Annotated in this window: 14 protein-coding genes; 1 reads left to right on the top strand and 13 read right to left on the bottom strand. The window is 37.6% G+C overall.

The features are described 5' to 3' along the window. Positions 1–4 precede the first annotated feature (4 nt). The 5 genes from ACIFOT_RS05175 to ACIFOT_RS05155 form a co-directional block, all read right to left on the bottom strand. A complete protein-coding gene (locus ACIFOT_RS05175; protein WP_430062555.1) occupies positions 5–715 on the bottom strand; it encodes a hypothetical protein in 711 nt (236 codons plus the stop codon). Between the two features lie 32 nt (positions 716–747). Next, positions 748–933, bottom strand: coding sequence for a DUF2768 domain-containing protein (locus ACIFOT_RS05170; RefSeq protein ID WP_430062552.1), 186 nt, complete (start codon positions 931–933; stop codon positions 748–750). Between the two features lie 224 nt (positions 934–1,157). After that, positions 1,158–2,213 (bottom strand): NAD(P)H-dependent glycerol-3-phosphate dehydrogenase, encoded by a 1,056-nt coding sequence (locus tag ACIFOT_RS05165; protein ID WP_430062772.1) that lies wholly within the window; start codon positions 2,211–2,213, stop codon positions 1,158–1,160. Between the two features lie 21 nt (positions 2,214–2,234). Continuing rightward, complete coding sequence (gene der / locus ACIFOT_RS05160; protein ID WP_430062549.1) at positions 2,235–3,545, bottom strand: ribosome biogenesis GTPase Der; 1,311 nt, start codon at positions 3,543–3,545, stop codon at positions 2,235–2,237. 177 nt (positions 3,546–3,722) lie between these two features. Further along, complete coding sequence (locus ACIFOT_RS05155) at positions 3,723–4,331, bottom strand: YphA family membrane protein (RefSeq protein WP_430062546.1); 609 nt, start codon at positions 4,329–4,331, stop codon at positions 3,723–3,725. 108 nt (positions 4,332–4,439) lie between these two features. Here ACIFOT_RS05155 and ACIFOT_RS05150 point away from each other — a divergent pair, with 108 nt between their 5' ends. Further along, on the top strand, positions 4,440–4,580 hold the full coding sequence (locus ACIFOT_RS05150; protein ID WP_066257239.1) for a YpzI family protein: 141 nt from the start codon (positions 4,440–4,442) through the stop codon (positions 4,578–4,580). Between the two features lie 134 nt (positions 4,581–4,714). Here ACIFOT_RS05150 and fni read toward each other — a convergent pair whose 3' ends face one another. The 8 genes from fni to prsW all read right to left on the bottom strand — a co-directional run bounded on the left by fni (position 4,715) and on the right by prsW (position 11,815). Further along, positions 4,715–5,770 (bottom strand): type 2 isopentenyl-diphosphate Delta-isomerase, encoded by a 1,056-nt coding sequence (gene fni, locus ACIFOT_RS05145; protein WP_430062543.1) that lies wholly within the window; start codon positions 5,768–5,770, stop codon positions 4,715–4,717. Positions 5,771–5,782: 12 nt separating this feature from the next. After that, on the bottom strand, positions 5,783–6,922 hold the full coding sequence (rpsA, locus tag ACIFOT_RS05140; protein ID WP_430062540.1) for a 30S ribosomal protein S1: 1,140 nt from the start codon (positions 6,920–6,922) through the stop codon (positions 5,783–5,785). Between the two features lie 153 nt (positions 6,923–7,075). Next, the gene (locus ACIFOT_RS05135; RefSeq protein WP_430062537.1) at positions 7,076–7,657 is read right to left on the bottom strand and encodes a lysophospholipid acyltransferase family protein; all 582 of its coding nucleotides are present in this window, start codon (positions 7,655–7,657) and stop codon (positions 7,076–7,078) included. After that, positions 7,654–8,334, bottom strand: coding sequence for a (d)CMP kinase (gene cmk, locus ACIFOT_RS05130; protein ID WP_430062534.1), 681 nt, complete (start codon positions 8,332–8,334; stop codon positions 7,654–7,656). Before cmk ends, ACIFOT_RS05135 begins: the two co-directional genes overlap by 4 nt. Positions 8,335–8,458: 124 nt before the next feature. Next, positions 8,459–8,647 carry a DUF5359 family protein gene (locus ACIFOT_RS05125; protein ID WP_430062531.1) on the bottom strand — a complete coding sequence of 63 codons (189 nt, stop codon included), beginning with the start codon at positions 8,645–8,647 and terminating at the stop codon, positions 8,459–8,461. Between the two features lie 82 nt (positions 8,648–8,729). Beyond that, positions 8,730–10,079, bottom strand: a complete 1,350-nt coding sequence (gene ypeB, locus ACIFOT_RS05120) for a germination protein YpeB (RefSeq protein WP_430062528.1) — start codon at positions 10,077–10,079, stop codon at positions 8,730–8,732. A 14-nt stretch (positions 10,080–10,093) separates the two neighbouring features. Then, positions 10,094–11,035, bottom strand: coding sequence for a spore cortex-lytic enzyme (gene sleB, locus ACIFOT_RS05115; protein WP_430062525.1), 942 nt, complete (start codon positions 11,033–11,035; stop codon positions 10,094–10,096). Between the two features lie 90 nt (positions 11,036–11,125). After that, positions 11,126–11,815, bottom strand: a complete 690-nt coding sequence (gene prsW, locus ACIFOT_RS05110) for a glutamic-type intramembrane protease PrsW (RefSeq protein WP_430062522.1) — start codon at positions 11,813–11,815, stop codon at positions 11,126–11,128. Between the last annotated feature and the right edge of the window lie 15 nt (positions 11,816–11,830).

Genomic DNA, 11,830 nt, shown 5'->3' with positions numbered 1-11,830 from the left:
AATCTTATTTTTCAAGGAATACAGGCTCCTTTGTTGTTTCATCAACAGTATACGGCAAGGAATAGGCAGGAACAAACATCGAATCTTTTACCAGGATTGAGCGGATATCCTCTCCTGGATTTGGCTGTTTGTCCGTCTTTTGAAGGGCCTGAAAAAGGTCGGGCCGGTAATCCACAATTACTTCAGCATTGCCAGTTATGACAAAGGAGAGATTTTGATTTGTAAATGGACTAACAGCGTAAGGGGCCTTCTCATACCCTAGCTTTTTATAATCCAAAGAAAACACATTTTTAGCAATTTGATCTTTATAGGGCGGGTAGCCCTTGGCTTTAATTCTTAAATTAATATCACGGATTGTTTCTGTTATTCTTAAATCCAATAACTTAACAGTTGGATTGGTTTCTACATCCACAAGCACGTATTGGAAAATCCCGCCGCTTTCATAAGCATTTCCCGGAGGCTCCGGAAGATATTTTGGTGTAATTTTTTTGAAATCAATTGGATATTTTTGATATATGGGAGTTTCAGCTTCCTTTGTTTTGATCGGAAGAATGCCGCCATTATCTTTTTTAAAATCATTTACAGCTGTTTGAACCGCTTGGATTTGGTCTTTATATGGGATTTGATTCTTTGCTAATTCTTCTTTGGGATACATACAACCAGATAATAAAAAAACAATAAGGACAAAAAATAAACCATGGACTTTCCATTTCATGACAATCACCTTTATATTATGTATTTGATCAATTATGTGAAGAAAACGATAAGAAGCGTAAGTCCAGCAATAATCATAAATATATACGCAAGAATGGCTGAAAAGACCCGAAATATGCCCTTAAGCTTATATCTGCTGAAATATATGGTGATAATGGCAAGGAACATCAGAGCCATGCCCGCAATTGAAATCCACATTTTTAACATTCCTGGTGACAAACATAATTCCCCCTTTTTTTCGAAAGTTATTATACCATAGCTTGGCCAATTCATGAAAAATAAAAAAACTGAAGTAAAGAGGGGCGATTTCTTTACTTCAGTCTACTGGACTAAATAACCCATACTCCAGGCGTCATACTACCAAGTTACTTCGTTGCATTGTATGCAAAGAAGGTAAAAAGCGTATCATCTAATGCCTATTTTCTTTTTGAAAAAGCACATTTTTAGTTTTCAAAGTTTCTTTCATCTAAAACGTTAACTAAATCTTCCATTTCATGTGTTCTTCCACGTGCCATTAAAACATCAACTGCATCTTTTGCTTCTTTCCCATTAAAAAGAACATCATAAAGGACAGTTGTAATTGGCATTTTGACCTCATATTTTTGGGCCAGCTGATAGGCCGCTTTGGTCGTCCTGACACCTTCCACAACCATCCCCATACTGTCAAGTACCTCTTCCAGCGTTTTTCCTTTACCTAACAAATTTCCGGCTCTCCAGTTTCTAGAATGCACACTTGTACAGGTAACAATTAAATCGCCGATTCCAGCTAATCCGGAAAATGTGAGGGGATTTGCTCCCATTTTTGTACCTAGACGTGCAATTTCAGCTAATCCTCTTGTCATAAGAGCAGCTTTGGCATTATCACCATATCCAAGTCCGTCGGTAATACCTGCAGCAAGGGCAATGATATTCTTTAGGGCACCACCAATTTCAACGCCAATTACATCAGAATTTGTATATACACGGAAATTGTGATTAATAAAAAGATCCTGGATTTTTTCTGCAGCATCCATATTTTCCGATGCAACTGTAACTGTTGTAGGATGGCGCAGGCTTACTTCTTCAGCATGACTAGGTCCTGAAAGAACAACGACGTCATTTAAATGCTCATCAGGCATTTCTTCTTTAATCATTTCAGTAATGCGCAATAAAGAATCCGGTTCAATTCCTTTGCTGACATGCGCAATCGTAATGGGGCCTGTTAAAACAGCACGGACTTTCCCTAAAACCTCTCGAATAGCTTTAGTTGGAACCGCCAAAATGACAGTTTCTATTCCAATCAACGCATCACTTAAAGAAGCATACCCAACAATTTGTTCTGGCAAGTCAATTCCAGGCAAATACTTTTTATTTGTATGATTTTCATTTATTTCCTTTACCTGGTCTTCTTTATGGCTCCATAGACGGACTTCATGAGAATTATCGGCTAATACCATTGCAAGTGCTGTTCCCCAGCTCCCTGCCCCTAACACAGCTATAGCTTCTTTTTTTTCTTGCATGGCCATCACACCACCTCATCATTATTTTCTTTCTCTTGCATAAATTTTGATTGGTGTTCCTTCAAATCCAAAAGCATCTCTTATCCTATTTTCTAAAAAGCGCTCATAAGAAAAATGCAGTAATTCAGGTTCATTCACAAATACAACAAAGGTTGGAGGTTTTACAGCTACTTGGGTTGTATAATAAATTTTCAAACGTCTACCTTTGTCAGTTGGAGTAGGATTCATAGCAACCGCATCCATTATAATGTCATTTAATACACTCGTTTCAACCCTCAGTGCATGGTTTTCACTCGCCGTATTAATCATCGGAAGGAGAGTATGGATTCGTTTTTTCGTTTTTGCAGATAAAAACACAATAGGAGCATAGCTAAGGAATAAGAAATGATCCCTAATTTTTTGCTCAAGCTCGTTCATGGTCTTCTCATCTTTTTCAATAGCATCCCACTTATTTACGACAATGACAACTGCTCGTCCTGCCTCATGGGCATAACCGGCAATCTTCTTATCCTGTTCAATAATTCCTTCTTCGGCATTAATGACAACAAGAACAACATCTGATCTTTCTATTGCTCTTAGTGCACGGAGTACACTATATTTTTCAGTACTCTCATACACTTTTCCTTTTTTTCGAATCCCTGCTGTATCTATTATGACATATTTTTGACCATTGTACGTATATGGAGAATCGACGGCATCACGTGTTGTCCCAGCGACATTACTGACGATTACTCGCTCTTCACCAAGAATAGCATTCACTAAGGAAGATTTCCCAACGTTCGGTCGGCCGATTAAGGAAAACTTAATCGTATCTTCATCGTAATCCATTTGCTTATTTTTTGGAAAGTGTTTTGCTGCCTCATCCAATAGATCCCCAAGTCCTAAGCCATGAGAACCTGAAACCGGAATAGGTTCACCAAAACCAAGCGCATAGAAATCATAAATTTGTTCACGCATTTCTGGATTATCGATTTTATTAACTCCTAGTACAATCGGTTTTTTTGATTTGTATAAAATTTTTGCAACTTCTTCATCAGCTGCAGTTACTCCTTCTCTTCCATTGGCTAAGAAGATAATTACATCAGCTTCATCAATTGCTACTTCAGCCTGCTGGCGGATTTGCTCTAAAAATGGTTCATCGCCAATATCGATACCTCCAGTATCGATTACATTAAATTCATGTGTTAACCATTCTCCAGAACTATAAATCCGATCGCGTGTTACTCCGGGAATATCCTCAACGATGGAAACTCGTTCCCCGACTATTCGATTAAAAATCGTAGACTTTCCAACGTTGGGTCGTCCAACAATGGCAATAACAGGTTTCACCATTATGATCGCCATCCTTTCTTTCCTTATATTAAGAATCTAAACTGTTCATTTATTCTTTTAACAAATGAATTGACTAATACGAAGAAATAAACCCTTCTTTGTTTAGAAGGGTCTAACTTCAATAGTTTAACAAATGTTAAAGCTTTCCCGCAATGAAAAGCTTAAGAAGTTTCGATTTCACGATGATTTTTGTTTTGCTTTTTCAAAAAAGTGAAAATGATTTTGGAAGATGGTTCCAGAATTTTCAAGAATACTCCAGCTGGCCAGCAATCCAGCAATTAAAGAACATGCATCTAGATAAGCAAATGCACCGATGGGATAAGGAAAATCGTATTTACTTAAAATAAATGCATATAAAAATTCTCCCTGCATTGTCCCGCAAATGACTATTAATAACCGCCCTTTTAAGTTCTTTTGCAAAAGAATGGCTAAATAGCCAATCACAATACCCATCATCCATTCCTTTTTGAAAATAATCCAAACTGGATCAAAAATCTCAAATAAATGGAAGGTCACATAAGCAATTGAAACGATTAAAGATCCAACAAACAGGTAGAGTAGTGCGCCAAGTTTTTCTTGTCCTAAAAATAAATAGGAAAAAATTAATAATATTAAACCACTACTATATATTTCCATGCTGCCAATGAAGAAATGATAATTTGAAAAGATAATAACAATGAGAACAATTGCAGAAAGTTTTAAACGATATGGGTTTTGCTTTTCCATTATAAAGGTTAAATACACCCAAAACGTCCAATAAATCCAATAAAACATAGTCCCTTCCACTACACACACCTCCTATTATTTTCATTATTGGTAATACTTATGTACTTTCATACTTGTTCGCATAATATTTTCAGTCGTGATTCATCTTAAAAAGAGGAGGTGTGGATATTGGGAAAAGACCGCCAAGAAAAAAAGTTAAAGGCAAGCAGAAGGGTTGAATCAGATCGTGATCAGGCTTTGCACTATCCTGGTGCAACAAAATTATCAGGCCCTGAGGAAGCACGGGGTTTGAATGATGGTAAAAGATAAATAAGAAAAGCGGAAGCGCCTTTGTCAGCCCCGACTAGAAACCTCGAGGAACTAGTCGCTGGAGCTGGACAATTCTCGAGTCTAAATTAATACCTTCTTTTAAACTAAAAAGCTCTCGCGGGTGCGAGAGCTTTTTAAATGGACCTTTGGCTAAATGTTCTTGTATCAATTCCTCTTTGATTTAACCAATGGCAGGTTTCACCAGTGATAATTAGCGGAATTCTTTTTAAATCTGAAATCGTCCTTGCCCCAAGGGCAGTCATTATCATGATCATTTCTTTATGAAGATTTTCAAGTTCATTCATTAAGCAATCTACCCCATGGTCAACAAGAATTCGTAAGAAATAGCCTGCAATTCCAATCGCATCGGCTCCGATTGCTAAGCCCTTTACCATCTCAATCCCGTTAGTAAATCCCCCAGAACCAATGATGGAAATATCATTCGATACTGATGATGCTTCAATGATAGAGATAGGCGTAGGAATACCCCATTCCGTAAAGAAAGAAAGTGATCTTTCTCTGCGCTTATTTTCTATTTCTGCAAAATTCGTTCCACCAAATCCGCCAACATCGACCACAGCCACACCTATAGATTTTAGAAATCTTACTGTTTCCATCGACATTCCAAATCCTACCTCTTTTACTACAACCGGAACTTGCACGCTCTTTACAATCGCTTCAATTCTCTTTAAAGCACCCGTAAAGTCACGGTCACCCTCAGGCATCGTAAGTTCTTGAATCACATTTAGGTGAATTTGGATAGCATTTGCTTCAATCATATCAATGGCGGATTTCGCTTCATCTGGTGTCGCTTCACTTCCCAAATTAGCAAGGAGAACACCGTCAGGATTTTCTTTTCGAACTACTTCATATGTATATTTTTGCGATTTATCCTTTAACGCAGCCATTTGGGAGCCAACAGCCATGGCAAGCCCTTTTTCCTTCGCAACCATTGCGAGCTCTTTATTTATTCGATAGGTTTTTTCACCGCCGCCGCCTGTCATTGCATTGATAAAAATTGGCGAACTTAAATAAAGTTCGCCAATTTTGTGGGCTAATCGAACATCGAGCACATTTATATTCGGTAAGCTTTGGTGAATAAACTTAATATTTTCAAAAGCGGATGAACGGTCTTGCCCATTTTCGAGGGCAAAGCGAATGTGGTCCCATTTACGTTCAGATCTAGACACTTCTAATCACCATTATTTTCTTAGATTCTTTAATTTATCGCCAATGACTTCGCCGAGCTGAAATCCTTTTGACTCTTCAGGAAGTTCATAATCAAGGTTTTCCTCAACTTCTTTTTCGAGAAGATCTTTAATACTTAAAGATAGACGTTGGTCCTGTTCATTTGTATCAAGAACCTTAACCTTTACTTCTTGCCCTTCTTTTAGTACTTCGTGAGGTGTGCCAATGTGCTTATGCGCGATTTGGGAGATATGAACAAGGCCTTCTACACCAGGAAATACTTCTACAAAAGCACCATAAGAAACTAATCTTTTGACTGTGCCAGTTAAAACACTTCCTTTAGGTGCTTTTTCATTAATATTTGACCAAGGTCCAGGAAGCGTTTCTTTAATAGACAATGAAATTCTTTCATTATCACGATCAACGCTAAGAACCTTAACTTGGACTTTTTGACCTTCATGAACAACATCTGTTGGTTTACCAACATGTTCATAGGATAATTGGGAAATATGAACAAGACCATCTATTCCGCCAATGTCGACAAATGCACCAAAATCGGTAATTCTTTGAACTGTGCCGTCAATAATTTGGCCAACCTGAAGGGAACCTAAACGATTTTGTTTTTGTTTACCTTTTTCCTCCTCCACAACTGCACGGTGGGAAAGAATCAAACGGTTCTTTTCCTTATCAAGTTCCACAATTTTAAAGGTTAGGTTGCGCCCTTTATAATCAGTGAAATCTTCTACAAAATAAGCTTCAACTAAGGATGCAGGTACAAAACCGCGGACACCAAGGTCGACAACAAGACCGCCTTTTACAACATCCTTAACTTCTGTTTCTATTACTTCGCCGTTTTGGTATTGCTTTTCTAAGCTATCCCATGCATTTAAAGCATCAACTTTCTTTTTGGAAAGAATTAATGCTTCCTCTTCCACCTTTAATACCTCTAATTCAAGAGTGTTACCTTCCTGGACAGCATCAGATGCTTTTTCAATATGAAGGCTGGAAAGCTCACTAATTGGGATTATCCCATCAAGTTTACTATCTTGAATGTCGACATATACCTGCTTTTCTTCAACTTTAGTGACTTGTCCTGTTACTTTGTCCCCAACTTCAAAGCTTTTCACTTCTACTTGATTTAATTCTTCCGACATATGTATTCCTCCTTAATCCATTAACTGCAAAATCTATATATGATTCGGTGGATACCACACAGTATACACCACATATAATAAACCATATGAATTTTCAAAAAAAAATCTCTTTTTATAAACTTCTTACAAATAGTCTTTTTTGTCAAGCAATACCTATTGATGCTCTTTAATCAGTTTATGAATTTCTGACATAATTAATTCAGTAACCTGTTCAGCAGAAGCCTTTGTATTTCTGGCTTCGTCCATTGCAATCGGTTGTCCATAAACGACCCTTAGCTTTCTTAAGCTTTTATACGGACCAATAATTGCACAAGGAACAACGGCTGCATCAGTCTTTAGGGCAAAAAATCCGGCTCCGGCTAAGCCCTTCCCCAATTCACCGGTCTTACTTCTAGTCCCTTCTGGAAAAAGACCTAAAACATGTCCATCCTTTAAAACACCTAATCCTTTTCTTAAAGCTTCTCGATCGCTCATCCCTCTTTTTACTGGAAAGGCATTACATTTTCGAACAACTTCACCTAGCACAGGGACTTTAAATAACTCTTCCTTCGCCATATAGTGGACAGGACGAGGAGCCATGATTCCCAATACAATTGGATCAAAATTATTAATATGATTGCAGCAAAGAAGGACCCCGCCTTCCTTTGGGATATTTTCTTTTCCTATGGCTTCTACCCTGTACCAAGGTTTAAAAATCCCATATGCAACTGATTTTGCAAAAGTATAAAACGTCACACTTTTCCAACCCTTTCGTGCACCAGAGTCATAATTTTTTCTACAACTTCAGGAATCGCCAAAGAGGTTGTGTCGATTTCAATAGCATCATCGGCTTTTTTCAAAGGTGCAATTGCTCTTTCTGAGTCGATTTTATCTCTTCGTGCTATTTCTACTTTTAATTGATCTAAATTTGATGGAAAACCCTTTTGAAGGTTTTCTTGATGCCGCCTTTCAGCTCTTTCGTCTACACTAGCCAGCAAGAACACTTTTACTTCAGCATTTGGCAGAACATGGGTACCGATGTCACGTCCATCCATGACAACGCCGCCACCGATTGCAAAGGCTTGCTGCCTTTTTACCATTTCTTCACGGACTAGTTGATGTTTTGCAACGATGGAAACGGAATTTGTTACTTCTGAAGAACGAATCGCATCAGTTACATCCTGTTTGTCCAAATATACTAATTGTCCGCGCTCTGAAGGAAAAAGCTCGATACTCGTCGACATAAGCATTTTTAATAAAGAATCCTCTTCTTCAAGATTAAGATTGTTTGCAATTACCTTATATGTTAATGCCCTGTACATTGCACCTGTATCGATATATATATAACCTAATTTTTCAGCGACAATTTTAGCTACAGTACTCTTCCCAGCTGCAGCAGGGCCGTCAATTGCGATAGATAGTTTCTTGTTCATAAATCCTCCTAAATGCAATCATGATTTCTCATAAGCTGTCTTCTTTTTATTTTACCATAAGATATAGAAATGCTTCTTTTTTTTACTATTTAAATTCATAAAAATAAAGCAGGTTTCCCTGCTTTTATTTTTGCCCTTGTAAGGTTTGAATAATTTCTGTAAAGGTATTCTTATTAACACCTTCATATTTTGTTAATTGTTTTATTTGCGGAAGGGCATCGAATTGATGAAAAATTAGTTGTGATAGGAACAGAAATATAAATTGAATAATAATTATCTTGGCTAAAATTCTTTCTACCTTTTCCAAAAACACCACTCCAACTTTCAGTTACCTCTATTATTGGATTTGATAATTTTTTTATTCTATGAAAAAAAGGATAAGCGTCTGCTTATCCTTATAACACATCTTCATATATTGCTTCGGCATTTTTCAGTTTTTCCACTTTTTCTTCTTTACCATCTTTTGCATTAATAAAGATACGGTAGGTATCATTGCCCATTGTTCCAAGAAACTCATAACATGTCACTTCTTCATTGAGATCGTTTAGAATTACGGCCTGCCTATCTTCCATCACCTTTAATTTCGGATTTACTTTAGAACGTGCTTGTTGTAGTGAAATTACCGGCTTATCGATTTTTCTAGTTTGGAAGGATTTTAAATAATCCTCAGCAGAAACACCCATTATATCTCCGTTATCGAGAGCCACTTTCACCTTAACGGATTCAGGGTAAACCCTTAGCCCGTTGACACTCGTAACAAAATTGAAAACACCTATATTATCGTATTGCGTGCTTTCAAAAAGCTCTAAGTCTTTAAAACCCGTTTCCTTTAAAAAGTTTTGTGCCTTATTGGTAGCGTCATTTAAGCTTAAAACCTGTTTCTTAATGTCCCGGTTGTTAATAAACCAAATTGGATGTCCAGCCTTTTTAGTAATATCCATACTTGCTTCCTGACCAGAATCCGGATTTTTCATGGACACACTGTAAAAGCCATAATCAGACCCTTTTCCATTTTCTGTTACTTTTACTTTGGCATTTCCGTCAAAATTCATATATTTTTTGGCAATCGTTACGGCATCTTTGCGCGATATGGTTTTGCCTTGTATCTTTTTGTAATTTTCATCCTTTTTTTGAAAGTTCACAGTCGTTGGCCCTTGATTGGTTTCATCAAACCCTGTCACAGTTTTCTCCACCGTTTTAAAACCATCAATAATGGTATTGTCCGTTTGCTCTTTTCCAGAAGCAAGCGCCAGCTCAACATCCATCCAGCGCAAGTTATTTTTTAAAACCAAATGCTGGACATTTCGAAGTTCATTCTGAATGTCCCCCGACTGTTTATAAAGAACCTTTAAGTTTTCATATTCTTTATCAGACAATGGTTCCTTATCCAAATCTCTTACGGCTGTTCGATAGCTAAAGTTACCTATATTCGCTAAAAACTCTTCTGTTTTGTTAAAAGGCAATAATGTTAATGGGAGCTGGCCGACATCGCTATGTGCTTCTGACGTGATTCTCCATACCTCCGTTAATGATGGTGATAAGGAATGCCTTGAGTTCATTGCCAGCGTTGTCCCAATCTTGTCATGCAATAAATCCATTTGATAGGAAAGATCATGGAACGCCCGTTGATAGTTATTTTCAGCATTTAAAAGAATCGCATTTTTTTCTTGATGTTCCTGATAGCCCCAATATGCAGTTCCAGCGACTCCGACTGCAAGGATTGCTATTAATATACCTCTTATCAATTTTACTCACCTCTCTACTTGCAAAAAATATGCTTCCCAATTTGTTTGATTTGCGGCCTGCCCCAAATCCATCCGCTTGTTGCCGTAGCAGGATTAAAATAATATAATGCTTCACCTGTAGGATCCCAGCCATTAATGGCATCGATGACCGCTTTCTTTGAAGATTCATTCGGTGTAAGCCAAATTTGCCCATCAGCAACAGCAGTAAAAGCTCCCGGTTCAAAAATTACTCCCGATACTGTATTTGGGAAATTTGCACTATTTACTCTATTTAAGATGACAGCAGCCACTGCAACCTGGCCAATATATGGCTCGCCCCTTGACTCCCCATGGACCGCATTCGCCATTAGGCGAATATCATTTTGTGAAAAACCATTAGGAGTATTGGCAGCTGTCGGCTTTTTAGGTGCTGCTTTTGGTGTTGCTGTTCCCTTTTTAGGTGCAGCCTCTCTTACTGCCTTTGGTGATGCTTTGGGTGTTGCATTGGGTGTTGCTTTTGGTGTTGCCTTTGGTGCTTCCTTGTTAGTTTGTGTATTATTAGCCGGTGCTTTTTTATTTGGGGCAACTTGTTTGCTTTGGTCTACTCCGCCATAATGAGTAAATTTTTTTCCCTTATTTAAATTAGTTTTAACAAAATACTCATTATACTTGGATGCCTTTGCCAGTTTATTCTTAGTTGTTGTCCCTGCTAAACCATCAATTGGCAAACCGAATTCATATTGGAAATTCCGTAACGCCCAATAGGTACTCCATCCAAAAACTCCGTCAATTTGACCATTATAATAGCCTAAATACTGGAGCCTTGCCTGAAGTTCAATAACATCTTCTCCAACAGCTCCTTGTTGGATTACTTGCCTGGTAAATGCATTCGCCTCATCAGTTTTTACAAATGACAACGGCATAATGAAAACAGAAATTAAAATGAAAGACTTTATTAGGATGTTTTTCATATGCATGGAATAATAACCCCCGTTGTAAATCTTTTTGCAGTAACCCTATTTTTTGTCTAATTGGTGTTTTTATTCCAAAAATAAAAAAACCCTTCATCAGGAATGAAGAGTTTTTTGAACTGGGTACTGTTTTTTTAAATGTTTGGCACTCAATATCTTAGCTTTTTTCACTTTTCTTAAACCAAACCACCACAGAAAAATCATAAACGGAAAAATAATAAACAGCCAATGTTCTTGTGAAATTAAAATAAAATCATAGAATCCATGGAGAATGAAAGGCAGTAGAAGCGAAAGGAAAATCCACTTTGCTTTGTTTCCATCCGTAAACTTCGCCTTACCAAGATAAAAGCCCATAATAACCCCGAACAATGCATGACTTGATACCGGCAATAATGCTCTGGTCATCGCATGTTCAATCCCATTTGCGATTAGATAGAAAATATTTTCTACTGTCGCAAAACCAAGAGAAACGGAAACGGCATATACGATTCCATCGAATGGCTCATCAAACTCAACATGCTGGTAGATAGCATAAAAAAGGATAAACCACTTAAAAAATTCCTCCAGCAGGCCGGTGTTTAGAAATGCATCTAATAGATGGGATTGAAGCAGGTTTTCAGTTTCAAGAACATGCTGAATAAACATAATCGGAAACACCAATAAGGCTCCGTACAAAAATGTCCGAAGTACAAAGGAAATTGGCTCTGGCTCATATTCATCTTTTAAATAAAAATAACTAAGTAAGGCCAGTCCGGGGGCAATCCCGGCAGATAATATCCCCAGCATGTTAAACCTCTCTTT

The sequence above is a fragment of the Neobacillus sp. NRS-1170 genome, assembly GCF_050468025.1.
The sequence above is the reverse complement of the archived record's forward strand: the minus strand, read 5'-3'. Positions and strand labels throughout refer to the sequence as shown.

Coding starts and splice junctions, on each gene's coding strand:
- rpsA (WP_430062540.1), bottom strand. CDS start 6,922: ATGTCGGAAGAATTAAATCAAGTAGAAGTGAAAAGCTTTGAAGTTGGG.
- ACIFOT_RS05175 (WP_430062555.1), bottom strand. CDS start 715: ATGAAATGGAAAGTCCATGGTTTATTTTTTGTCCTTATTGTTTTTTTA.
- prsW (WP_430062522.1), bottom strand. CDS start 11,815: ATGCTGGGGATATTATCTGCCGGGATTGCCCCCGGACTGGCCTTACTT.
- ACIFOT_RS05165 (WP_430062772.1), bottom strand. CDS start 2,213: ATGCAAGAAAAAAAAGAAGCTATAGCTGTGTTAGGGGCAGGGAGCTGG.
- sleB (WP_430062525.1), bottom strand. CDS start 11,035: ATGCATATGAAAAACATCCTAATAAAGTCTTTCATTTTAATTTCTGTT.
- cmk (WP_430062534.1), bottom strand. CDS start 8,334: ATGAACAAGAAACTATCTATCGCAATTGACGGCCCTGCTGCAGCTGGG.
- der (WP_430062549.1), bottom strand. CDS start 3,545: ATGGTGAAACCTGTTATTGCCATTGTTGGACGACCCAACGTTGGAAAG.